Below are 24,032 nucleotides of genomic sequence, written 5' to 3' on the forward strand. Positions count from 1 at the left end.
GCCAAGGAGACCGGGTTTGTCCTGGTGGAGGGCAGTCGAGTAAGGTGAAGTCCATCTCTGCCGCACGTGCGGAGGTCGAAGCACGCCCGCAGCTGAAGCTAGCTGTGGCAGAACTGTCCCTACTACACAACCTGTCCGGAGCAACCCAACACATGCCAAGTCCCACCGTGACCTCGCCGCAAGTAGCCGTCAATGACATCGGCTCGGCCGAGGATTTTCTCGCCGCTATCGACAAGACGATCAAGTACTTCAACGATGGCGACATCGTCGAAGGGACCATCGTCAAGGTTGACCGCGACGAAGTTCTTCTTGACATCGGTTACAAGACCGAAGGTGTCATCCCGTCCCGCGAACTGTCGATTAAGCACGATGTCGACCCCAACGAGGTCGTTTCCGTGGGCGACGAGGTCGAGGCCCTGGTCCTCACCAAGGAGGACAAGGAAGGCCGTCTGATCCTGTCCAAGAAGCGCGCTCAGTACGAGCGGGCCTGGGGCACGATCGAAGAGCTCAAGGAGAAGGACGAGGCCGTCAAGGGCACCGTCATCGAGGTCGTCAAGGGCGGCCTGATCCTCGACATCGGCCTGCGCGGCTTCCTGCCCGCATCACTGGTCGAAATGCGTCGTGTCCGCGATCTGCAGCCGTACATCGGCAAGGAGATCGAGGCCAAGATCATCGAGCTCGATCGCAACCGCAACAACGTGGTGCTGAGCCGTCGCGCCTGGCTGGAGCAGACCCAGTCCGAGGTGCGCAGCGAGTTCCTCAACCAGCTCACCAAGGGTGCCATCCGCAAGGGTGTCGTGTCCTCGATCGTCAACTTCGGCGCGTTCGTCGATCTCGGAGGGGTTGACGGCCTGGTTCACGTGTCCGAGCTGTCTTGGAAGCACATCGACCACCCGTCCGAGGTGGTTCAGGTGGGCGACGAGGTCACCGTCGAGGTGCTCGACGTCGATATGGACCGCGAGCGGGTTTCGCTGTCGCTCAAGGCAACTCAGGAAGACCCGTGGCGTCACTTCGCTCGTACCCACGCCATCGGTCAGATCGTGCCCGGCAAGGTCACCAAGCTGGTGCCGTTCGGTGCGTTCGTCCGCGTGGAAGAGGGCATCGAGGGTCTGGTCCACATCTCCGAGCTGTCCGAGCGCCACGTCGAGGTGCCGGATCAGGTCGTGGGTGTCGGTGACGACGCGATGGTCAAGGTCATCGACATCGACCTGGAGCGTCGCCGCATCTCGCTGAGCCTCAAGCAGGCCAACGAGGACTACACCGAGGAGTTCGACCCCTCGAAGTACGGCATGGCCGACAGCTACGACGAGGCCGGCAACTACATCTTCCCGGAGGGTTTCGACTCCGAGACGAACGAGTGGCTCGAAGGCTTCGACAAGCAGCGTGAAGAGTGGGAGGCCCGGTACGCCGAGGCCGAGCGCCGTCACAAGATGCACACCATTCAGATGGAGAAGTCCGCCGCTGCCGCCGAGGCGGAGGCTGCTGCCGCGTCCTCGAACGGCTCTTCGCGGTCCGATGATTCGGCTTCGCAGGGTGGCTCGCTCGCCAATGACGAGCAGCTCGCCGCACTGCGCGAGAAGCTGGCTGGCAACGCCTAAGCACGTGTTCTGAAGGAGGGCCCCGGTCATCGCGACCGGGGCCCTCTTTTGTTGACGGTGAGCTCGGGGCGGCGATATCTGGGCAATCCGAGAGGGCAACGCCCCCAACGCATAGTGAACGCGCCGGGAGTGACAGACTGCGGGCATGTTGAGGATCGGCCTGACCGGAGGAATTGGCGCGGGGAAGTCCACGGTGTCCCGGACGCTCGCGGAATGCGGTGCGTTCATCGTGGACAGCGATGTCATCGCGCGCGAGGTGGTCGAACCGGGAACTCCGGGTTTGGCAGCGCTCGTGGAGGCCTTCGGTGAATCGATCCTGCGGCCCGATGGTGCGTTGGATCGACCCGCATTGGCCGCAATCGCATTCCAGGATGACACGCACCGCGCCACGCTCAACGGGATCGTGCACCCGCTGGTCGGAGCCCGCCGAGCCGAACTGATGGCCGCCGCCGGTGAGGATGCCATTGTGGTGGAAGATATTCCGTTGCTCACCGAGAACTCATTGGCGCCCTTCTATCACCTGGTGCTGGTGGTGCATGCGGAGATCGAGACGCGCGTGACGCGGCTCGTCACGCATCGCGGCATGGATGAACAAGATGCCCGTTCCCGGGTGGCCGCGCAGGCCAGCGACGAGCAACGTCGTGCCATTGCCGATGTGTGGCTTGATAATTCAGGCGATACCGATGCGCTTGCTCAAACAGTCCGTGATCTGTGGGCCGTCCGGTTGCTGCCGTATGAGATCAATCTGCGGACTCGGCAGCACGTGCGTGCCGACCCGGTGCTGGCGCCCGCCGATCCCACCTGGCCCGCGCAGGCGCAACGCATCATCAATCGTCTTGCCGTGGCGTGCGGGTCCAAGGCTCTGCGGATCGACCACATCGGTTCCACCGCGGTACCGGGGCTCGACGCCAAGGACGTCATCGACATCCAGGTGACGGTTGAATCTCTGGAAGTAGCAGACGCTTTGGCGGGATCTCTGGCTGATATCGGGCTGCCGAGGCTGGACCGGATCACCGGCGATAACCCGCACGAGGGCGATGGCGCGCGCTGGGGTAAGCGTTTCCACGCATCCGCGGATCCGGGCCGACTCGCGCATGTGCACCTGCGTGTCGACGGTTGGCCGGGTCAGCGTTACGCGTTGATCTTCCGGGACTGGTTGCGCGCGGATCCGCAGGTACGTGGGGAGTATCTGGAGGTCAAGCGTCTTGCCGAGCGGACGGCGCAGGAGGGCCCGCAGGACACGGCCGCCTACGTCGAAGCCAAGGAACCGTGGTTCGCGCAGGCGTATCCGCGCGCACTGGCATGGGCCGACGAGACCGGCTGGACACCAGCGACAAGCTGATTCAGTGCGCCTGCGCGACGATGCCGACGCAGGTCGCCGTCAACAGCCTCGTCAGGGCCGGCTCGAAGTCAAGATTCCAGTCCGGCGGGACGCCGGGCTCGTTCTTGTAGTCGTGGTCGAGGCCCTCCGGTGGATGGGCGACCTGCCACAGCATCGCGGCCAACGAGAAGGCCGCCACCAGGATGTCCAATGAACTCTTGCGACCGATCTCGGGGAGCGCTTGCTCGATGGATTCGGCGATCGCCATCACCGCCACATTGCTGATCTGTTTGACTTCCGCGACGCGCTCCACATCCACCTCGTGTTCGAGATGCAGGTGCTGGTTCGCGAGTAGGTCGCAGAACAGGGGATCCGCCGCGAGCCCGTGCACGAGAGCCTCGGCCACGCGGGCAGGGGAGCCGGTGCCGGGTTCGGCCAGCGCCGAACACACCGTGTCCGACCAGCGAGTCCAACCTTCGGCAGCCAGGTGCAGCAGCACTTCCTTATGGGAGCTGAAATAGCGCCGAACCGCCGAATAGTGCACTCCGGCGCGGTTGGCGACGGCGGTCAGCGTTACCGAGGTGACACCGGATTCCACGGCCAGGGATCGTGCGGCTTCCACGATCGCCGCGGCCCGCTGACGCTTCTTTTCGTCCGTGCGGGCGCGTTGGAATGTCAGTTGCGCCACGTGCCGAGGATAACGCACGGCGTGTGATTTGCGACGTAGCGAACCACCCGGTAGCGTGCGTTACGCACGTGATATGCGTTAAAGATCCTGATGAACGCGCTGGAAGGGAGCCAACTGTTCCGCACTTAGGCATGGTTTACTTCGAGAAACGTCCGGGCGGATGCGCCCGGGTACCGCAGGCTCGAAGCGACCATCACGTGGCGATAGCTGCGCCGCCTTCCGATGGGGCGGTCGGGTGCGGATATCCGATCAGTAGTTGAGCCAGGTTCGGGCGAGTGGCGTCGGCTTGCACAACGCCAACGGGTGAAGGGGTTTTACGATTCTCAGCGCATTGAAGCGGGCGTGGATCCCGTTGGTGATGGTGTTGGTCCTGGCCATCGCGGGTTTTGCGGTGTGGCGCATTCGCGGCATTTTCGGTTCTTACCAGTTGCCCACCTACGCCGGCAGCATGACCGACGACAAAAACAACCAACGAGGTGAGCGCCTACGTCTACTGCTTTGTGAAGTCTGCATGAGCGGGGCACACGGCGGCGGGGAGCCTACCTTCCTGGCCAAATGGATTCGGCGCCTGTCGATTCCCATCCTGATCTTCTGGGTGCTGTTGGTCGTTGTCTTCGGGACGCAGAAATCGCTCGACACGGTCGGTAAAGAACAGACAGTTTCACTGAGTCCACAAAGTGCGCCGTCCATGCAGGCGATGAAGCACATGGGCCAGATGTTCAAGGAGTCGGACTCCGACAGCGTGGCGATGATCGTGCTCGAGGGGCAAGAACGCCTGGGCCCCGGAGCGCACAAGTTCTACGACGAAATGGTGACGCAGCTGCGCGCCGACGCCAAACACGTTCAGCACGTGCAGGACTTCTGGGGCGATCCGCTCACCGAGGCGGGAGCCCAGAGCACCGACGGCAAGGCCACCTACGTGCAGGTGAACCTCGCCGGAAATATGGGCGAGACGCTGTCGAACGAGTCCACCGAAGCCGTCCGGGAAATCGTCAAAAAGGTCGAGGCGAACTGGACCAAGGACGGCGCCAAGCTGCCCGACGGGCTCACGGTCTACGTCACCGGCCCTGGCGCGCTGCAGACCGATATGAACCACGCGGGTGACGGCAGCCTCAAGCTCATCACCGCGCTCACATTCCTGGTCATCGTGGTGATGCTGCTGTTCTTCTATCGATCGATCTTCACCGTGATCATGGTGTTCCTGTTCGTGGGCGTTCAGTTGAGCGTGGCTCGAGGTGTCATCGCGTTCCTGGGCGACCATCAGATCATCGGGCTGTCGACCTTCGCGGTGAACCTGCTGGTGATGCTCTCGATCGCGGCCGGTACCGACTACGCCATCTTCTTGATCGGCCGTTACCAGGAAGCCCGGGCCATGGGGTCCGACAAAGAGTCGGCCTACTACGAGATGTTCCATGGCACGGCACACGTCATTCTGGGCTCAGGCCTCACGATCGCCGGCGCCATGTACTGCCTGAGCTTCACCCGGATGCCCTACTTCCAAAGCCTCGGCGTGCCGTGCTCGGTGGGTCTGCTCACGGGTGTTCTGGTCTCGCTGACAATGGGGCCGGCGCTGATCACCATCGGAAGCCGCTTCGGACTGTTCGAGCCCAAGCGCGCCATGCGTATTCGTACCTGGCGCAAGATCGGAACCACGATCGTGCGCTGGCCTGGGCCGGTGCTCGCGGCCGCGTTGGCGATCGCCATCGTCGGCCTGGCGGCGCTGCCCGGATACCGGACCAGCTACGACGACAAGAAGTACATCCCCAAGGACATCCCCGCCAACGCTGGATTCGAAGCGGCGGGGCGGCATTTCTCGCAGGCCCGGATGAGCCCGGAAATGCTCCTGATCGAGTCCGATCACGACATGCGTAACTCGGCAGACTTCCTGGTCATCGACAAGGTTGCCAAGGCTGTCTTCCGTGTTCCGGGAATCGCTCGTGTGCAAGCGATTACGCGACCGCAGGGCACGCCGATCGAGCACACCTCGATCCCGTTCCTCATCAGCATGCAGAGCGTGGGTCAGCTGCAAAACATGAAGCTGATGAAGGACCGCATGGCCGATATGAAGGTCCAGGCCGACAAGATGGGCGAGAACGTCGTCATCATGAAACGGACGCTCGCCAACATGACAACGATGGCGGGCATCACCCACTCGCTCGTCGGCGACATGCACACCTTGCAGGGCACCATCCACGAGATGCGAGACAGCATCTCGAACTTCGATGACTGGTTCCGCCCGATCCGCAACTATTTGTACTGGGAGAAGCACTGCTTCGACATACCCATGTGCTGGGCCATGCGCTCGATTTTCGACACCCTCGACAAGATCGATGAGATGACCGAAACCATGGACGGCATGGTGGTCAACATGGAGCGGATGGATCAGCTGATGCCCAAGATGGTGTCGGACATGTCGGCAATGGTCCCCATCATGGAAGACATGCAGAAGATGATGCTGACGCAGCACAGCACCATGTCTGGCTTCTATAACCAAATGGACGAGATGAGTCAGAACTCGACCGCCATGGGTAAGGCGTTCGATGCCGCCAAGAATGACGACTCGTTCTATCTGCCGCCGGAGATCTTCGACAACGCCGACTTCAAACGCGGTCTGAAGTCGTTCCTGTCGCCGGACGGCAAGGCGGTCCGGATGATCATCTCGCATCGGGGAGATCCCGCGACGCCCGAAGGCCTTGCGCATGTCGAGCCGATCAAGCAGGCCGCGATCGAGGCCGTCAAGGGCACACCCCTGGAGGACGCCAAGATCGAACTGGGCGGCACCGCGGCCGTGTTCAAGGACATGTCCGATGGTGCGCGCTACGACCTGATGATCGCCGGCATCTCCGCGCTGTGCCTGATCTTCCTGATCATGCTGCTCATCACGCGAAGCTTCGTGGCAGCGCTGGTCATCGTGGGCACGGTCGCGCTGTCTCTCGGTGCCTCATTCGGTTTGTCGGTCATCATCTGGCAGTACATCTTTGGCATCGAATTGCATTGGCTTGTCATGCAAATGGCCATCATCGTGCTCCTTGCGGTGGGCTCCGACTACAACCTGCTGTTGGTTTCCCGACTCAAAGAGGAGCTACACGGCGGCCTGAAGACCGGCATCATCCGCTCAATGGGTGGCACCGGAAGTGTGGTGACGTCCGCCGGTCTGGTGTTCGCCTTCACTATGGCCGTCATGGTGGTCAGCGATCTACGGATCATCGGGCAGGTCGGGACCACCATTGCACTGGGTCTGTTGTTCGACACGCTCATCGTGCGGTCCTTCATGACCCCGGCCATCGCGACGATCCTCGGCCGCTGGTTCTGGTGGCCGCTGAACGTGCGCACCCGGCCACTGCCACCGCCGAAGACGCCTCCTCAACCAGCGTCTGTCGGTACGGGACACGGCGATGACCCGGTGACGACCGAGTTCCCGAGGCCATCTGTCTGAGCCTTCGGCCGTTCGCTGGCAGTTCGGCTGACACCTGTCTACGCGCGCGCCGCGGGTAGACAGGTGTTACCAGAGCTGGTGCCACCGCTTGGGTAATTCGCTTTTGCGAATGGCCGGATCTTCTCGTGAGTCATCACATTCTTCGGATCTCGAGCGTCGAATGATGCGCCAGATCGTTTGCTGAAATCGCTGTGGACGACAGCCTGGGGTGCTTGACTGCGCGTTGCTAATGGACAAATGTCTCCTTATGTGTCGAACGACACGCCCGTTCGATCGGCTTGGAGTTGATCACTTTCACCCACCGCGACACCAGTGGGGGCGAGGTGTGTCGGTGGTGTCCGCGCTTGATGTGGGCGGCGTGCCGAAAAATAGCGGTGGCAAACACTGTCCAGGTCCATTAGCTGGTGTGATCCCGAAGTCAGTCACCAACTTGGATGTGCGAGCAGGCTCTTTCGTAACATCGACGAAAAGAAGCCGGGAATAGAACAGTGTCACCGGTTGTTGACATCCGCTTGTAGCTAACTAGGCTATTGCGAGCGTCTCGGGGCGTAAATGTGCGAGTTGTGACTGACGGCACATGTACAGTTCCCTGACAAACGTATGTAGTATCCCTTACGAATTACTGAGAAAACGGGCATGAGCGGAGCCAGGTGGGATGAACGGACGATGTGACCGGACAGCCCGTGTGCTCGCTGACTCCGCAAAAACAACACGGTGTCGTACTGGCTGGTAACTATTTGCGCGCGAATGGCGGATACGCATAGCCGGACGCGATAGGCAGAGTCGAGTTGTTGGCCCCCGGGCCACACGGGTGAAGGGGATCGGACGATTTTCAAGTTATTGGCGCGGGTATGGATCCCGCTCGTCGTGATAGTGGCACTCGCGGCCGCTAGCTTCGGCGTCTACCGGCTTCACGGAGTGTTCGGCTCGACCAGCATCAATTCGGCGGCCGGTATCAAGGACGATTCCAAGAACATCATCCCGAAAGACATCGTCTACGAAATCTTCGGTCCCGCAGGGACAAAGGGCGAGGTCAACTATCTCGATGACAGGGCGCAGCCGCAGCGCGCCCAGTTCACCACCCTGCCGTGGACGCTCACCATCACCACGACGATGACATCCGTCTTCGCCAATGTCGTCGCGATGGGCGATAGCGACGAAATCGGCTGCCGCATCCTTTCCAATGGCGAGGTCAAGGACGAACAGACCGTGTCCAACCACAACGCCCAAGTCTTCTGCATGGTGAAATCCGCATGAGCACACATAGCGCTCCTACTCACGGCGCAACCCAAAAGCCTTCGCGCATAGCGCGGTTCATCCACACCTTCTCGGTGCCGATTATTCTGGCCTGGCTGGTCTTGACGGTCATCGTCAACGTGGTCGTGCCGCAGCTCGAAGAGGTCGGCAAAGAGCACTCGGTGTCGTTGGCGTCCAAGGACGCTCCGTCATATCAGGCCATCAAGCGCCAGGGTGAGCTGTTCCAGCAGTTCAAAGACGACAGCATGGTCATGGTCCTGTTGGAGAACGACACCAAGTTCTCGACGGACATGAATGACAAGGCGCACACCTTCTACCGCGAAATGGTGAAGCGGCTACGGGCCGACACCAACCACGTGGAGTACGCCCAGGACTTCTGGGGCGACCGCATCACCGCTGGTGGCGCGCAGAGTGTCGACGAGAAAGCCGCCTACGTCCAGCTGAATCTCCGCGGAGATCAAGGCACGACGGAAGGCAAGGAATCCGTCACCGCGGTACAGGATCTCGTCGCGAAGCTCATCGACGAGAGCAAGAAGAACGGCACATACCCGGACGGCCTGAAGGTCTTCGTCACCGGTCAGGCCGCGCTGACGATGGATATGAACGACGCCGGCGACAAGAGCATGCTCAAGATGACGGGCATCACCTTCATCGTCATCACCATCATGCTGTTGTTCATCTACCGATCCATTACGACGGTGCTGCTCATCCTGTTCATGGTGTTCGTCGAACTGGGCGCCGCCCGCGGCGTCGTCGCGATTCTCGGCAACGCCGAGATCATCGGCCTATCGACATTCGCGGTCAACCTGCTGACCTCATTGGCCATCGCGGCCGGTACCGACTACGCGATCTTCCTGATCGGGCGATATCAAGAACTGAGAGCGGAGGGTAAGGAGCGACTCGAGTCCTTCTATCTGACGTATCACAGTGTCTCGCACGTGATTCTGGGTTCCGGTCTGACGATCGCCGGTGCCACCTTCTGCCTGAAATTCACACGACTGCCGTACTTCGAGTCGCTCGGTGTGCCCTGTGCGATCGGCATGCTCGTCGTGGTGGCCGCATCGCTGACCATCGGGCCGGCGGTACTGCTGATCGCGACGAAGTTCGGGCTGTTGGAGTCCAAGCGCACCATCAAGAACCGGACCTGGCGCAAGATCGGTACTGCCATCGTGCGCTGGCCCGGGCCGATCCTGGCGGTCACGATGATCATCGCGCTGCTGGGACTGGGGATCCTGCCCTCGTACACGGTCAACTACAACGACCGCTACTACATCCCGGGCAGTCTGCCGTCGATCCAGGGCTTCCAGGCATCCGACCGGCACTTCTCGAAGGCGAGAATGAACCCGGACATCTTGATCGTCGAGGCGGACAAGGACCTGCGGACCCCGGCCAACATGTTGGTGCTGGACCGAATCGCCAAGAACGTCTTCCGGGTTGAGGGCATCAACAAGGTGCAGAGCATGACGCGCCCGATGGGTGCCCCTATCGACCACAGCTCGGTGCCCTTCCAGGTGAGTATGCAATCGGTATCGATGACCGAGAACATGAACTATCTGAAGAACAGCATGTCGGACATGTTGAAGATGGCCGACGATATGGGCTCGATGATCGCGATCATGGAGCGCATGTACAGCATCATGAAAGAGCTGGTCGGCGTCACGCACAATATGGCGACTGTGACCACCCCCGATATGATCAGTGTCACCAATCAGATGCGGGACAATATCGCCAATTTCGACGATCAATTCCGGCCGCTGCGCAACTATTTCTATTGGGATAAGCACTGCTTCGATATTCCGATGTGCTGGTCCATGCGCTCGCTATTCGACACCATTGATGGGATCGACAAACTAGCCGAGAGCATGCAGGGGTTGCTCAAAGACATAACCAATATGGACCGGCTCATGCCGCAGATGGTTGAGCAGCTTCCGCCCATGATCGCCATTACGAAAAACATGCGGAACACCATGCTGACCATGTACAGCACCATGAACGGCATGATCGGCCAGATGGATCGCATGACCGACACCGCAACGGTTATGGGTCAGGCGTTCGATGAGGCCAAGAACGACGACTTCTTCTACTTGCCGCCGGAAGCCTTCGACAACGAGGACTTCAAGAAGGGTGTCAAGCTGATGATGTCGCCGGACGGCAAGGCGGCGCAGTTCATCATCACCCATGAGGGTGACTACGCCAGCAATGAGTCATTGGCCAACACCGAGGTCGAGCTCAAGGCCGCGAAGAACGCGATCAAGGGCACGCCGCTGGACGAAGCCAAGCTCTATCTGGGTGGTACCGCACCGACGTACCACGACATCGGCGAGATGGTGAAGTACGACCTGATGATCGCGGTCATCGCGTCGCTGTGCCTGATCTTCGTGATCATGCTGGTGATCACGCGAAGCATCGTGGCGGCGTTCACGATCGTCGGGACCATCGCGATATCGCTGGGTGCGTCCTTCGGTCTGTCAGTGTTGTTGTGGGAGCACATCCTTGGTCTGCAGCTGCACTGGTTCGTGCTGCCGTTCACCGTCATCATCTTGTTGGCGGTCGGATCGGACTACAACCTGCTATTGGTGTCCAGATTCAAGGAAGAGCTACACGGTGGTCTGAACACCGCGATTCTCCGAGGCGTCGGCGGATCCGGAAGTGTGGCAACCCAGGCCGGTCTGGTGTTCGCGTTCACCATGGGGTCGATGATCACCAGCGACCTGATCGCGATCGGCCAGTCCGGGTCGGCCATCTGCCTTGGTCTGCTCTTCGACACCTTCATCATCCGGGCGTTCATGACGCCGGCAATTGCCGCGCTCATGGGTCGATGGTTCTGGTGGCCCATGAAGGTGAGCAAATACGCCACCGATCCGCCACCGCCTCCGGTGCCGGTCGAGCAGCAGGCGCCACCACCGCCGGCACCTGTTCCGGTCGGTCCGGGTCCAGTGCACGACGAGCCAGTCACCACGGAATTCCCGCGACCTGCGATCTAACGGTTGAAGAGTTCGGCCCCTATGCTCACGGCATGGGGGCCGAACTCTTTCCAGGTGCCTGCACAGTCCGGCCGTACAGACAGAAAAACGCCCCGCCGGTGTAGATCACCGCGGGGCGTTTTCCGTGCGCTTGTTTAGGGGCCGTCCCACACCGACATATCGGATGGGTACTTGCTGCAGTTCTCGGTGCCCTTCGCGACGACACCCTTGTTATTGAAGAATATCTTGCCCCAGTTGGGCCATTGCGATGTCAACGCCTCGGGCGGGTAGTTCACCGCGAAAACCTCGGACTCCGCACGACGGCCCGCGTAGTCCTTGGCGAAGAACTCATGAATCCGATCGATCGTCGCCTGCTGCACATAGTCGGGCTTGTTGTTCTTATCGATCATGTACCGCGTGTAGTAAATCGGGTCATAATCGCGAACCGCCGCCAGATATTGTTCGGCTGTACACGTGGTTTTCAGCATCCGGCGGGGAACTGGGTAGTCATCGGTGGAGTCTGCGGAGGCAATCGCGGGCACTGTGCTCGCGGCAATTCCCGCGGTGACTATCGCAATTCCGGCAGCGCGGAAAGAACCGCGAATATTGCTACGAATAGAGTTCAGGCGCATGGCGCCATTGTAGCGGTTTTTGTGCAGGTCCGGGGTACGAAAGTGACTCATTTGACTGGTGGTTACGGGTTGAAGTGTCCGCAGGTGACCGTGTCGTTAACGGGCCCGTTGAAGATCCCGAGCGCGGGCGGCACCGTCAGGTCCTGGGAGTCGACCACGACATCGTCGACCTGCACTTCGCAGTGCAATCCGACCCCATAGGGCGGCAGCACCCGTACCGCCATGCCTGCCTGTTGGGGATCGTCCATGACGAGATTCACTTCCCAGCTCTCGCCGGGGCCCAGACGCGGTTGCTCGGTACGACGTTCCACCGGATCGGTCTTGAACGTCACGGAGATGCCACGACCTATCCCATCGACGCGAGCGATGTAACTGATGTTGTGCAACTCGGCGGCGGAGGCTGGTGCTGCCGGCAGGGCGAAGGTGATCGCCGCTGCCCCGGCAACGCACAGCCCACGGAGGAGGGGGCGCATACCGGGCATCTTACCGGCGTCCGAATGGCGACGACAACGGGATCAGTCCAGGTCAGCAGGGTCTTCGCGGTGATGCACCCCGAGCTGTTCGCACGCCGTGTTGAGCACCCGCTGTACGGCCAAGGTGTCGGCGAGGGGCATCACGGTGCTCTGCGCGCTGCCCTCGAGCAGGCATCCGGTGACCTCGGCCAGCTCGTGACTGTATCCGCCGCCGACGGGCGGCTTCACTATCGGCTCAGGGTCAGATCCCTTGCGGTGCAACACGATTTCACGAGGGTGGTGGAATCGGGGGAGGATATCGATCCAGCCTTCGGTACCGAATATGCGCGCCTGGCCGGGAGTGTGATGTAGCAGTGAACACAGCAGCGTCGCGGTGCGTCCGTCGTCATAGCGCAAGAGCAGGCCGGCTTCGGCGTCAACCCCGGTGGGGAACAACGAACCATGTGCCACCACTGCTGCCGGATCGCCGAGGAAGTACTGGGCCAGCGAGACCACGTAGACGCCGAGATCCAACAACGCGCCGCCGCCCAGCGTCGGACTGAACAGCCTGTCGTTGGGATCGAACGGGCGGTCCACTCCCAGGTCAGCCTGGACCTGGCGGACCTCGCCGATGGCCCCGTCATCGACAAGATTTTTGGCCGCGACGATCGCCGGCTGAAACCGGGTCCACATCGCCTCCATGGCAAAAACGCCACGTGCCCTTGCGATATCGATGATCTCCTGTGCTCCGGCCACCGTCGCGGTGAAGGCCTTCTCGACCAAGATTGCCTTGCCCGCGGTGAGTGCGGCGATGGCGGCCTGTCGATGCTGGGGATGTGGGGTGGCGATGTACACGGCGTCCACGTCGGGATCGGCGAGCAACTCCCGGTACGAACCGAAGGATCGCGGAATGCGATGTGTCTTCGCAAAGTCGCCGGCACGTTCGGCCGACCGAGAGGCAACGGCCACCAGCTCTGCGCCCGGTGTGAGCGGGAAGTCCCGGGCCACGTTTCCGGCGATGCGCCCCGGTCCGATGATTCCCCAGCGAATGGTGTCAGGCATGAGTGTCTCCGTTCGGGTCGCGCCAGGTCAGCGGCATTCCGGCGGCGGTCAACCACGCATTCAGATCGTGACCGTGCCCGGCGAGGTTATCGATGGCGGTGACTGCGCGGCGGATCGCGAGCTCGGATGTGGCAGCAGGCAGCAACCCTGCTCTGTGCGCCTCGAGCAACTCGTCCACATCGGCCAGTTCGGTTTCGCGTCCGCAGCGCACCACGAGGTCAAGATAGTGGTCGACGGCCAGCCACTGCGAGGGCCCGGGGACGAAATCGCCGATGTCGAGGTAGAAATCCTGATCGCGCTCGTATCCCGGATTGAAATGGAAGATGTTCGCACGCAGTCCCAGCGTCGGGAGCAGCCAGGACTCCACGTAGTGAAACTGCGCCCGACCGGGCGTTGGGCGCGCCATGAACAGTCCCCAGGGCTCCACCCGGTACTCATCCACCGACCGCACGATTCCCTTGGGATCGGTGTTCGTCATGGCATCGAGGTCGAATATCTCGCGTTTGGGCAGGTGCACGCTGGTTTCCTGCTGCCTTCCTGTCGTCTCGGGTGAATGTCAGACCGTCGGCTTACTCTGGGCTCATGGCTTTCGCAACAGAACACCCCATCGTTGCGCACTCCGAGTACCGACCGGTCACGGACGTCTTGCGTACCGATGGGCGATTCGAGGTCGTCAGTCAGTATGAGCCCGCGGGCGATCAGCCGGGCGCCATCGCCGAGCTGGAACGGAGAGTTCGGGCGGGGGAGAAGGACGTGGTGCTGCTGGGTGCCACGGGTACTGGCAAGTCGGCGACCACCGCCTGGCTCATCGAACGGCTGCAACGGCCGACGCTGGTGATGGCACCCAACAAGACGCTCGCCGCGCAGCTGGCCAATGAGCTTCGGGAAATGTTGCCGCACAACGCTGTCGAGTACTTCGTCTCGTACTACGACTACTACCAGCCGGAAGCGTATATCGCGCAGACGGATACGTACATCGAGAAGGACAGCTCTATCAATGACGACGTGGAGCGTCTACGGCACTCCGCGACATCCAACCTGCTGTCCCGCCGCGACGTCGTGGTGGTGGCCTCGGTGTCGTGCATCTACGGTCTGGGCACCCCGCAGTCGTATCTGGACCGTTCTGTGCAACTGGACGTCGGGCTCGAAGTGCCTCGGGACGCTCTGCTGCGATTGCTGGTCGACATGCAGTACAACCGCAACGACATGGCATTCACCCGTGGCACCTTCCGGGTCCGCGGCGACACCGTCGAGATCATTCCCTCGTATGAGGAGCTGGCGGTGCGCATCGAATTCTTCGGTGACGAGGTCGAGGCGCTCTACTACCTGCATCCGCTCACCGGAGATGTTGTACGGCAAGCTAATTCATTAAGAATCTTTCCGGCGACGCATTACGTGGCGGGACCTGATCGGATGACGAAGGCCCTTGAGGGTGTCGAGCAGGAGCTCGAGGAACGACTTGCCGAGTTGGAGGGCCAGGGCAAGCTGTTGGAAGCGCAGCGCCTGAGGATGCGGACCAATTACGACATCGAGATGATGCGCAACGTGGGCTTCTGCTCGGGGATCGAGAACTACTCGCGGCATATCGACGGGCGTGGGGCCGGCACCCCGCCATCGACGCTGCTCGACTACTTCCCCGACGATTTCCTGCTGGTCATCGACGAGTCGCATGTGACGGTTCCCCAAATCGGCGCCATGTACGAGGGGGACATGTCGCGTAAGCGGAATCTGGTGGATTTCGGCTTCCGGTTGCCGTCGGCTACCGACAACAGGCCACTCACCTGGGAAGAGTTCGCCGAGCGAATCGGGCAGACCGTGTATCTGTCTGCGACGCCCGGGAACTATGAGCGCAATGCCGCCGGCGGCGAGTTCGTGGAGCAGGTGATCCGGCCGACCGGCCTGGTGGATCCGAAGGTGGTCGTCAAACCCACCAAGGGGCAGATCGACGATCTGATCACCTCAATCCGCCAACGCACTGAAGCCGATGAGCGGGTGCTCGTGACGACGTTGACGAAGAAAATGGCCGAAGATCTCACCGACTATCTGTTGGAGATGGGTATTCGGGTGCGTTACCTGCATTCGGAGGTGGACACTCTGCGGCGGGTCGAGCTGCTGCGTCAGCTCCGGCTCGGCGAGTATGACGTTCTCGTCGGTATCAACCTCCTACGGGAGGGTCTGGACCTGCCCGAGGTATCGCTGGTCGCCATTCTCGACGCCGACAAGGAAGGATTTCTGCGGTCCAGCAGGAGTCTGATTCAGACCATCGGCCGTGCCGCGCGCAACGTATCCGGCGAGGTGCACATGTACGCGGACACCATGACGGACTCGATGAAAGAGGCCATCGACGAGACCGATCGCCGACGCGCCAAGCAGATCGCATACAACGAGGCGAACGGGATAGACCCACAACCGTTGCGCAAGAAGATCGCTGACATCCTGGACCAGGTGTACCGCGAAGCCGAAGACACCGAAGAGGTGGCGGTCGGTGGATCGGGCCGCAACGCGAGTCGCGGCAGGCGGGCGCAGGGTGAGCCGGGGCGCGCGGTCAGTGCCGGAGTGTTCGAGGGGCGCGATACCAAGAGCATGCCTCGAGCCGAGTTGGCCGATCTGATCAAGGACATGACCGAGCAGATGATGGCGGCGGCGCGCGATCTGCAGTTCGAGTTGGCGGCACGATTCCGTGACGAGATCGCCGATCTGAAGAAGGAATTACGCGGTATGGACGCCGCGGGCCTGAAGTAATCAGCCCGGATCGGCGAGCAGGAGCGCGCCGGTCGACCCGTCCTCGGCGAGGACGTCGGCGGGATTGAACAGCGTGCATTTGGTCATGGATAGGCATCCGCAGCCGATGCATCCGGTGAGCTTCTCCTGCATGTCCGCGATGGCGTTCTTGCGCTCTTCCAGATGCGAATGCCACTGGCGCGAGATTCGTTGCCAGTCACGAGTACTCGGCGCCCGGTTGTCGGGCAGGCTCGACAACACCTCGGCGACTTCCGACAGGGGGATGCCGAATCCTGTCGCGACCCGGATCAGCGAGATTCGCCGCAACGCGTGGCGCCGGAACACCCGTGCGTTGCCGGACGTACGTTCGGCGGGAATCAGGCCGATATCGGCGTAGTACCGCACGGCGGATACGGCGATTCCGGAGCGCCTGGCCACCTCGCCTATCGGCAACAGCTCGGCCTTGTCCTTCATCACCTCTCCTTGATCTCAAGTGCACTTTAGCTCATAGCGTGTCGACATGACTCACGATCAGGCGACCGGCAGCTGGCGGGATCTGTTGTGCGGGCGGCAACTCGGCATTGTCACGGTGCTCGCCGGTGGGGTGGCGCTGTATGCCACCAACGTGTATCTCACCACCAGTTTGTTGCCGAGCGCCGTCGCTGACATCGGTGGGGAACGTTTCTACGCATGGGTGACAACGCTGTACTTGATCGCTTCGGTCAGTGCCGCGACGGTGGTGAGTCCGCTTCTTGGCCGGGCCGGTCCCCGGGGCGCGTACCTTCTGGCGTTCGGCGCGTTCGCGGTCGGCACCCTCGTGTGTGCGGTGGCTCCGGCAATGCAGGTCATGCTCGCCGGGCGCGCGATCCAGGGTGCGGCAGGAGGGCTGCTGGCAGGGTTGGCCTATGCGGTCATCAATCTTTCTCTGCCACAACGGTTATGGACGCGCGCCTCGGCGCTCACGTCGGCAATGTGGGGTGTTGGGACCTTCGTGGGTCCCGCGGCCGGCGGGCTGTTCGCGCAGTTCGGGCTGTGGCGGTGGGCATTCGCATCGTTGACGCTGGTCACCCTGGGCATCGCTGCGATGGTGCCCTCGGTATTGCCTCGGACGGATGGTGCAAATGCCGCGGCTACCGGGCGCGGTGCTCCGGTGCGGTCGCTGCTCATCCTCACCGCGGCGGCCGCCCTGGTGGCCGTGGCCGGGCTCCAGTCTTCGATGCCCACCATGCTGGGGTTGATCGCCGCGGCAGCCGCTCTGGTGGTCGTGTTCGTCGTACTCGATCGTCGTGCCACCGCATCGGTACTGCCCAAAGCGGTCTTCGCCGGCAATCCGCTCAAGTGGATCTATCTGACGATCGCGGTGCTGGCGGCGGCCTCCATGGTGGAGACATTCATTCCGTTCTTTGGCCAGCGCCTCGGGCACCTGATTCCGGTCGCTGCGGGATTCCTGGGGGCCACTTTGGCATTCGGATGGACCGTTGGCGAAATGATCAGCGCTTCGGCCACGGCGCGGACCATCGCACGCGTGGTGACGATCGCTCCCGTCGTGGTTGCGGCAGGACTTGTCCTGGCCGGTGCGTTACAGCGTGACGGTGCCGGCGCCCTGGAGATCGCGCTGTGGGCACTCGGTTTCGCGGTGACGGGAGCCGGTATCGGCATGGCGTGGCCGCACTTGGCGTCCGCCGCGATGTCGGTGTCGTCCGATTCGGACGAAAGCGCAGCGGCCGCAGCCGCCATCAGCACTGTGCAGCTGATCGCCGGAGCCTTCGGCGCCGGATTGGCGGGGGTGCTCGTCAATCTCGGCGGATCGGAAACGCGCGGGGCCCACCTGCTGTACCTGGGGTTCGCTGCGATCGTGCTATCAGGTGTTGTGTTGTCCTCCAGAGTGTTTCGCGCTGCTTCCGGACCCGGACGGGGAGTCGACATGACGAATACGGCGCGGGAGAGCACGGTAAGGGCCCCCACGTAGGCGTTCCGGGTGTATGAACGGAACCATGCATCGGATTCTCGCCCTCGTGGCCGCCGTGCTCGCACTCACTTCCTGCGGGACGACACAGAACCAGGGCTCGCCGGCAACGAGCGCTCCCTCCACCACCGACGATCGCGGCGCGTTTCGAGACTTGTACCGGGAGTTGATCGAGACCAACACGACCGCATCGCAGGGAAGTTGCACCGAGGCCGCGCAGAAGATGGCCGATCGTCTCAAGTCCGCCGGATACAGCGACAAGGACCTGGTGCTGTTCAGTCCGCCGGATCATCCCAAGGACGGCGGATTGGTCGCGACGCTCGCCGGAGCCGACGCGGGTGCCAAGCCAATTCTGCTGCTGGCGCATATCGACGTTGTCGAGGCCAAACGTGAGGACTGGAAGCGGGATCCGTTCACCCTCGCCGAGGAGAACGGATACTTCTACGCCCGCGGTGCCGAGGACGACAAGGCCATGGCCGCGATCTTCGTGGACAGTCTCATCCGATACCGCGCCGAGAGCTTCGTGCCCAAACGCCCCATCCGGATCGCATTGACCTGTGGTGAAGAAGGTGGCGGGCAGGTCAACGGGACCGAGTGGCTGCATCAAAACCGGCCCGAGCTCGTCGACGCCGAATTCGTCGTCAACGAGGGCGCCGGTGGTGATCTCGACGAACAGAACAAACCCATCCTGCTGGAAATCCAGGCGGGTCAGAAGATCTACCAGGACTTCACCCTTGAGGTCACCGACGAGGGCGGACACAGCAGCCAGCCCCGACCGTTCAACGCGATACAGGCTCTCGGAGCCGCTCTGAACCGGCTGGCCACCGCGCCATTCCCGGTTCAGCTCAACGATGTGACCCGGGCATATTTCACGGCGCAGGCTCCGCTGCAGCCGGGTGAAGTGGGTCAGGCGATGTCGGCAATCGTCGCCAATCCGCACGATCAGGCGGCGGCGTCGGTGTTGTCCCGGAATCCGCTGTACAACGCGATGCTGCGTACCACCTGTGTCCCTACGAAAATTGAAGGGGGACACGCCAACAATGCGCTGCCGCAACGCGCCACCGCGAATGTGAACTGCCGCATATTGCCCGACGGGAGCGCCGCCGCGGTGCAAGAGAGCATTGTCAAGGCGGTCAACGATCCCAAAGTCACGGTGAAGCCCGCCAAGGAGTTCCGCACCAACGTCGCCACCGTCCCACCGTTGACTCCGCAGATCATCGACCCCATCAAGGCCGTGGCCGGATCCATGTGGCCCGGAGTGCCGCTGGTACCGACCATGTCGACCGGAGCAACCGATGCCATCTACTTCGGGAAGACCCCGGTGTATGGACTCAGCGGCATATTTGCCCAGCCGGGGGAGACCCACGCGCATGGCCTGGACGAACGAATCCAGGTGAAATCCCTGTACGACGGACGGGCATTCCTCTACCAAGTCATCAAGCTCTACTCGAACGGTGCGTGACTTTTACTCGAACGGCGGTGAACTCGCGGCGTAATGGCGCGTGACGGTCCTCATAGCGGTATTGAGGCGCAGGCCATACCTGCGCGCGCAGCCGGCAAGAGAAAATCATCCGCATAGCCCGACACAATCAGCCAAATGACGCATGGCCGGGGCTCTTCCCGGCTAATCTCGTCTGGCCTGGTCAAACGGAACTGGAGGACCTTTCATGAGTGCATACAGCACTGTCGTTGTCGGTACCGACGGATCGGATTCGTCGTACCGGGCGGTCGACCGCGCTGGAGCCATCGCGGGCGCTGCCGGTGCCAAGCTCATCGTCGCGACCGCGTACTTCCCGGAGAACAACCCCCACTCGGCCGATGTCCTCAAGGACGACGCGTACAAGGTGACCGGCAAGGCACCCGTCTACGACATCCTGCGCACCGCCCGCGAGCGCGCAGCAGCGGCGGGCGCGACGAGCGTCGAAGAGCGCTCTATCGAGGGAGCGCCAGTGGATGCGCTGCTGGATCTGGTGGTGGATTCCAAGGCTGATCTGCTGGTCGTCGGCAATGTCGGTCTGAACACCATTGCCGGACGCCTGCTGGGGTCGGTTCCTTCGGATGTCGCACGCCGCTCCAAGTGCGACGTGCTGATCGTTCACACCACCTAGACCCAGAGATCTAGACCGACGAGCGCGAACGGGGCCGGCTCACCAGCCTCGTTCGCGCCATTCGCCGAGCGATCCGCGCTCGGCGCCCAACGTGGTGTCGTCTCCATGTCCGGGGTATACGACCGTGGAGTCGGGGTACGCGCCGAAGAGGCGCTCGCTGACATCGTCGAGCAGCTGGTCGAAGTCCTCGGGGCTGAAGGTCTTTCCGACACCACCCGGGAATAGTGAATCCCCGGTGAAGAGGTGCGTCACGCCATCGGCGGTGAACGCCAGGGCCACCGAGCCCGGAGTGTGTCCGCGCAGGTGGATCACGTCGAAATGCAGGTCACCGATGTCGAAGCTGTCGCCCCCGGCCAGCAGCGTCGTGGGCGGTACCGGTAGCGGTCCGGCATCTAAATCATGCGCAGCACTGCGAGATTCGGTCTTCTGGACGATCGCCTCGAGTGCCTGCCAGTGATCGAAATGCTGATGCGTGGTGACAATCAGCTCGATATCCGGGGCGTTCTCGTCCAGCAGGGCGGCCAACCGCTCGGCATCGTTGGCCGCGTCAATCAGCAACGACTTGCCGGTGTTGGTGCACGTGACGATGTATGCGTTGTTGTCCATCGGCCCCACCGAGGCCTTGATGATGGTCGCGCCGCTCACGGTGCGACGAGCAACCCCAGTACCCGGCTCGAGATGGCCGGAGTAGTCGTCGTCGATGGTGATGGAGGTCATGGTTTCACCGTAGTGGCCCCTAGTGGCGGGGAGGTTGTCGGTGCCTCGTCCTAGCATGGAGTCGACGACTCAGTCGGCTCCGGTTCCAGATGGGGATACGGCCGCTGAGCTATGCGAAAACACCTGCACATGGGGCAGTGTGGAAGGAGACAGGTGGCCGACCGTCTGATCGTGCGGGGCGCGCGTGAGCACAACCTGCGCGGTATCGACCTTGACCTACCCCGAGACAGCCTCATCGTCTTCACGGGCCTGTCCGGATCCGGGAAGTCCAGTCTGGCCTTTGACACCATCTTTGCCGAGGGGCAGCGCAGGTACGTCGAATCGCTGTCCGCGTACGCCCGCCAGTTCCTGGGGCAGATGGACAAGCCCGATGTTGACTTCATCGAGGGGTTGTCGCCTGCGGTATCGATCGACCAGAAATCCACCAACCGCAACCCGCGGTCCACGGTGGGCACCATCACCGAGGTCTACGACTACCTGCGTCTGTTGTATGCGCGGGCCGGGACCCCACACTGCCCGGTGTGCGGGGAGAAGATCGCCAAGCAAACCCCGCAGCAGATCGTGGATCAGGTGCTGGATATGGAGGAGGGCCTGCGGTTCCAGGTGCTCGCCCCCGTGGTCCGCACGCGCAAGGGCGAGTTCGTCGACCTCTTCGAGCAGCTGAACTCGCAGGGTTACAGCCGCATTCGGGTTGACGGCGTGGTGCATTCGCTCACCGACCCGCCCAAGCTCAAGAAGCAGGAGAAGCATGACATCGAGGTGGTCATCGACCGTCTCGCCGTCAAGGCCAGCTCCAAGCAGCGACTGACGGACTCGGTGGAGACCGCGCTGCGCCTCGCCGACGGCATCGTCGTGCTCGAGTTCGTCGACGCCGAGGAAGATTCCCCGCACCGTGAACGCAGGTTCTCGGAGAAGCTCGCGTGCCCCAACGGTCACCCACTGGCCGTGGATGATCTTGAACCGCGGTCGTTTTCGTTCAACTCGCCCTACGGCGCCTGCCCCGAGTGCACCGGTCTGGGAATCAAGAAGGAAGTGGATCCCGATCTGGTGGTCCCCGACCCGGATATGACGCTCGCCGAGGGCGCCATCGCACCCTGGTCGATGGGCCAGAACGCCGACTACTTCGTTCGGCTCATGGCGGGATTGGGCGACGCCCTCGGGTTCGATGTGGACACTCCCTGGAAGAAGCTTCCCGCGGCCGCCAAGAAGGCGATCCTGGACGGCTCGTCCGAGCAGGTTCATGTCCGTTACAAAAACCGATACGGCCGCACCCGCTCGTACTATGCCGAGTTCGAAGGCGTGCTGGCCTTCCTGCAGCGCCGCATGGAGCAGACCGAGTCCGAATGGGCCAAGGAACGCTACGAAGGCTTCATGCGGGACATCCCGTGTCCTGTGTGCAACGGAACCCGGCTCAAGCCGGAGATCCTCTCCGTGACGCTGACCGCGGGGGAGCACGGCACCAAATCGATCGCACAGGTCTGTGACCTGTCGATCGCCGAGTGCGCGCAGTTCCTCAACGCACTGACCCTCGGGCACCGTGAGCAAGCCATCGCGGGACAGGTACTCAAGGAAGTCCAGTTCCGGCTCGGGTTCCTCTTGGACGTGGGCCTGCAGTATCTGTCGTTGTCGCGCGCGGCGGGCACGCTCTCCGGTGGTGAGGCGCAGCGCATCCGGCTGGCCACCCAGATCGGCTCCGGTTTGGTGGGTGTGCTCTATGTGCTGGACGAGCCGTCCATCGGCCTGCATCAGCGCGATAACCGCCGACTCATCGAGACACTCACGCGGCTAAGGGATCTCGGTAACACGTTGATCGTCGTCGAGCATGACGAGGACACCATCAAACACGCAGACTGGGTCGTCGACATCGGGCCCGCGGCGGGGGAGCACGGCGGCCAGGTGGTGCACAGCGGCACCTACGCCGAGCTGCTGAAAAACAAGCACTCCGTCACGGGCTCGTATCTTTCTGGGGCAGCGAGCATTCCGCTGCCACCGATGCGCCGTTCGATTGATGCCAAGCGTCAGGTCACTGTGGTCGGTGCGCGCGAGCACAACCTCAAGGGCATCGACGTCTCCTTCCCGCTCGGGGTATTGACCTCGGTCACCGGAGTGTCGGGTTCGGGGAAGTCGACACTCGTCAACGACATCCTCGCCACGGTGTTGGCCAACAAACTCAACGGTGCACGGCAGGTCCCCGGCCGGCATACCCGCGTGACCGGCCTGGATCAGGTGGACAAGCTCGTGCGGGTGGACCAGTCACCTATCGGGCGCACACCGCGCTCCAATCCGGCTACCTACACAGGGGTGTTCGACAAGATCCGCACACTGTTCGCGGCCACCACCGAGGCCAAGGTGCGTGGTTATCAACCCGGCCGGTTCTCGTTCAATGTCAAGGGCGGGCGCTGCGAAGCATGTACGGGCGACGGCACCATCAAGATCGAGATGAACTTCCTTCCGGACGTATACGTTCCGTGCGAGGTGTGTCATGGTGCGCGCTACAACCGGGAGACACTCGAGGTCCACTACAAAGGCAAGACCATCGCGCAAGTGCTGGACATGCCCATCGAGGAGGCCGCCGAGTTCTTCGAGCCCATCACTTCCATCCACCGGTATCTGAACACGCTGGTGGAGGTCGGTCTGGGCTATGTGCGGCTGGGGCAGCCGGCTCCGACACTGTCCGGTGGTGAGGCGCAGCGCGTCAAGCTGGCTGCTGAGCTGCAGAAGCGCTCGACGGGCAAGACCGTCTACATCCTCGACGAGCCCACGACAGGGCTGCATTTCGAGGACATCCGCAAGCTGCTCACCGTGATCAACGGCTTGGTCGACAAGGGCAACACCGTGATCGTGATCGAGCACAACCTCGATGTCATCAAGACGTCGGACTGGATCATCGACATGGGCCCCGAAGGCGGATCGGGCGGCGGTTCCGTGGTGGCGCAGGGTGCACCGGAAGCGGTGGCTCAGACCGCGGGTAGCCACACCGGTGAGTTCCTCGCGGACATGTTGCCCAAGCCCCAACGCAACGGCAAGACCCCCGCCAAGGCTCCGGCGAAGAGCGCCGCAAAGTCGCCCGCCAAACCGCGGACCAGGAAGGTTGTCACTCCGGTCTAGGGT

17 protein-coding genes are annotated in these 24,032 nt (G+C 62.3%); 10 read left to right on the top strand and 7 right to left on the bottom strand.

All coding sequences use genetic code 11. From position 1 onward, the window contains the following. The first annotated feature begins 152 nt into the window (after window positions 1-152). Together rpsA and coaE are read left to right on the top strand one after the other, a co-directional pair. A complete protein-coding gene (rpsA, locus tag BB28_RS11255) occupies window positions 153-1,598 on the top strand; it encodes a 30S ribosomal protein S1 (protein ID WP_030098083.1) in 1,446 nt (481 codons plus the stop codon). Between the two features lie 145 nt (window positions 1,599-1,743). After that, the gene (gene coaE / locus BB28_RS11260) at window positions 1,744-2,940 is read left to right on the top strand and encodes a dephospho-CoA kinase (protein WP_046253587.1); all 1,197 of its coding nucleotides are present in this window, start codon (window positions 1,744-1,746) and stop codon (window positions 2,938-2,940) included. Between the two features lies 1 nt (window position 2,941). Here coaE and BB28_RS11265 read toward each other — a convergent pair whose 3' ends face one another. Continuing rightward, the gene (locus BB28_RS11265) at window positions 2,942-3,607 is read right to left on the bottom strand and encodes a TetR/AcrR family transcriptional regulator (RefSeq protein WP_046253588.1); all 666 of its coding nucleotides are present in this window, start codon (window positions 3,605-3,607) and stop codon (window positions 2,942-2,944) included. A 331-nt stretch (window positions 3,608-3,938) separates the two neighbouring features. Between BB28_RS11265 and BB28_RS11270 the strand changes: the two genes are divergently transcribed. The 3 genes from BB28_RS11270 (at window position 3,939) to BB28_RS11280 (ending at window position 11,284) form a co-directional block, all read left to right on the top strand. Continuing rightward, window positions 3,939-7,043, top strand: coding sequence for an MMPL family RND transporter (locus BB28_RS11270; RefSeq protein ID WP_235604547.1), 3,105 nt, complete (start codon window positions 3,939-3,941; stop codon window positions 7,041-7,043). Between the two features lie 840 nt (window positions 7,044-7,883). Next, complete coding sequence (locus BB28_RS11275; protein ID WP_075874239.1) at window positions 7,884-8,300, top strand: MmpS family transport accessory protein; 417 nt, start codon at window positions 7,884-7,886, stop codon at window positions 8,298-8,300. Next, a complete protein-coding gene (locus BB28_RS11280; protein WP_046253590.1) occupies window positions 8,297-11,284 on the top strand; it encodes an MMPL/RND family transporter in 2,988 nt (995 codons plus the stop codon). The genes BB28_RS11275 and BB28_RS11280 overlap by 4 nt, the downstream gene beginning before the upstream one ends. Before the next feature lie 134 nt (window positions 11,285-11,418). Here the strand turns inward: BB28_RS11280 and BB28_RS11285 are convergent, their stop codons facing one another. The 4 genes from BB28_RS11285 to BB28_RS11300 all read right to left on the bottom strand — a co-directional run bounded on the left by BB28_RS11285 (window position 11,419) and on the right by BB28_RS11300 (window position 13,926). After that, window positions 11,419-11,895: a DUF5078 domain-containing protein gene (locus BB28_RS11285; protein ID WP_030098076.1), complete on the bottom strand. Its 477-nt coding sequence runs from the start codon at window positions 11,893-11,895 to the stop codon at window positions 11,419-11,421. Between the two features lie 62 nt (window positions 11,896-11,957). Continuing rightward, complete coding sequence (locus BB28_RS11290) at window positions 11,958-12,368, bottom strand: hypothetical protein (RefSeq protein ID WP_030098075.1); 411 nt, start codon at window positions 12,366-12,368, stop codon at window positions 11,958-11,960. A gap of 42 nt (window positions 12,369-12,410) precedes the next feature. Continuing rightward, window positions 12,411-13,409 (bottom strand): Gfo/Idh/MocA family protein, encoded by a 999-nt coding sequence (locus BB28_RS11295; protein WP_046253591.1) that lies wholly within the window; start codon window positions 13,407-13,409, stop codon window positions 12,411-12,413. Then, window positions 13,402-13,926 carry a ribonuclease FAU-1 family protein gene (locus tag BB28_RS11300; RefSeq protein WP_046253592.1) on the bottom strand — a complete coding sequence of 175 codons (525 nt, stop codon included), beginning with the start codon at window positions 13,924-13,926 and terminating at the stop codon, window positions 13,402-13,404. Before BB28_RS11300 ends, BB28_RS11295 begins: the two co-directional genes overlap by 8 nt. Before the next feature lie 65 nt (window positions 13,927-13,991). On the opposite strand from BB28_RS11300, the gene uvrB reads away from it, so the two are divergent. Beyond that, window positions 13,992-16,151, top strand: a complete 2,160-nt coding sequence (gene uvrB, locus BB28_RS11305; RefSeq protein WP_046253593.1) for an excinuclease ABC subunit UvrB — start codon at window positions 13,992-13,994, stop codon at window positions 16,149-16,151. Here uvrB and soxR read toward each other — a convergent pair whose 3' ends face one another. Further along, window positions 16,152-16,604, bottom strand: a complete 453-nt coding sequence (gene soxR / locus BB28_RS11310; protein WP_030098071.1) for a redox-sensitive transcriptional activator SoxR — start codon at window positions 16,602-16,604, stop codon at window positions 16,152-16,154. It lies immediately after the preceding gene. Between the two features lie 46 nt (window positions 16,605-16,650). Between soxR and BB28_RS11315 the strand changes: the two genes are divergently transcribed. The 3 genes from BB28_RS11315 (at window position 16,651) to BB28_RS11325 (ending at window position 20,204) form a co-directional block, all read left to right on the top strand. Continuing rightward, on the top strand, window positions 16,651-18,099 hold the full coding sequence (locus BB28_RS11315) for an MFS transporter (protein ID WP_046253594.1): 1,449 nt from the start codon (window positions 16,651-16,653) through the stop codon (window positions 18,097-18,099). Window positions 18,100-18,112: 13 nt separating this feature from the next. Then, window positions 18,113-19,558 carry a M20/M25/M40 family metallo-hydrolase gene (locus BB28_RS11320; protein ID WP_046253595.1) on the top strand — a complete coding sequence of 482 codons (1,446 nt, stop codon included), beginning with the start codon at window positions 18,113-18,115 and terminating at the stop codon, window positions 19,556-19,558. 205 nt (window positions 19,559-19,763) lie between these two features. Further along, complete coding sequence (locus BB28_RS11325; protein ID WP_046253596.1) at window positions 19,764-20,204, top strand: universal stress protein; 441 nt, start codon at window positions 19,764-19,766, stop codon at window positions 20,202-20,204. 39 nt (window positions 20,205-20,243) lie between these two features. Here the strand turns inward: BB28_RS11325 and BB28_RS11330 are convergent, their stop codons facing one another. Next, window positions 20,244-20,921, bottom strand: a complete 678-nt coding sequence (locus BB28_RS11330) for an MBL fold metallo-hydrolase (protein WP_046253597.1) — start codon at window positions 20,919-20,921, stop codon at window positions 20,244-20,246. Between the two features lie 153 nt (window positions 20,922-21,074). Between BB28_RS11330 and uvrA the strand changes: the two genes are divergently transcribed. Then, window positions 21,075-24,029, top strand: coding sequence for an excinuclease ABC subunit UvrA (gene uvrA, locus BB28_RS11335; RefSeq protein WP_046253598.1), 2,955 nt, complete (start codon window positions 21,075-21,077; stop codon window positions 24,027-24,029). Window positions 24,030-24,032 lie beyond the last annotated feature (3 nt).

It is taken from the genome of Mycobacteroides chelonae CCUG 47445 (assembly GCF_001632805.1).
In the GTDB taxonomy this organism is placed as follows: domain Bacteria; phylum Actinomycetota; class Actinomycetes; order Mycobacteriales; family Mycobacteriaceae; genus Mycobacterium; species Mycobacterium chelonae.

What these genes read in the sequence shown, in the direction of transcription:
- BB28_RS11290 (WP_030098075.1), bottom strand. Translation starts at nt 12,368, where the DNA reads ATGCGCCCCCTCCTCCGTGGGCTGTGCGTTGCCGGGGCAGCGGCGATC.
- BB28_RS11280 (WP_046253590.1), top strand. Translation starts at nt 8,297, where the DNA reads ATGAGCACACATAGCGCTCCTACTCACGGCGCAACCCAAAAGCCTTCG.
- BB28_RS11320 (WP_046253595.1), top strand. Translation starts at nt 18,113, where the DNA reads ATGAACGGAACCATGCATCGGATTCTCGCCCTCGTGGCCGCCGTGCTC.
- coaE (WP_046253587.1), top strand. Translation starts at nt 1,744, where the DNA reads ATGTTGAGGATCGGCCTGACCGGAGGAATTGGCGCGGGGAAGTCCACG.
- BB28_RS11285 (WP_030098076.1), bottom strand. Translation starts at nt 11,895, where the DNA reads ATGCGCCTGAACTCTATTCGTAGCAATATTCGCGGTTCTTTCCGCGCT.
- BB28_RS11295 (WP_046253591.1), bottom strand. Translation starts at nt 13,409, where the DNA reads ATGCCTGACACCATTCGCTGGGGAATCATCGGACCGGGGCGCATCGCC.
- BB28_RS11315 (WP_046253594.1), top strand. Translation starts at nt 16,651, where the DNA reads ATGACTCACGATCAGGCGACCGGCAGCTGGCGGGATCTGTTGTGCGGG.
- BB28_RS11330 (WP_046253597.1), bottom strand. Translation starts at nt 20,921, where the DNA reads ATGACCTCCATCACCATCGACGACGACTACTCCGGCCATCTCGAGCCG.
- soxR (WP_030098071.1), bottom strand. Translation starts at nt 16,604, where the DNA reads ATGAAGGACAAGGCCGAGCTGTTGCCGATAGGCGAGGTGGCCAGGCGC.
- BB28_RS11325 (WP_046253596.1), top strand. Translation starts at nt 19,764, where the DNA reads ATGAGTGCATACAGCACTGTCGTTGTCGGTACCGACGGATCGGATTCG.
- rpsA (WP_030098083.1), top strand. Translation starts at nt 153, where the DNA reads ATGCCAAGTCCCACCGTGACCTCGCCGCAAGTAGCCGTCAATGACATC.
- uvrB (WP_046253593.1), top strand. Translation starts at nt 13,992, where the DNA reads ATGGCTTTCGCAACAGAACACCCCATCGTTGCGCACTCCGAGTACCGA.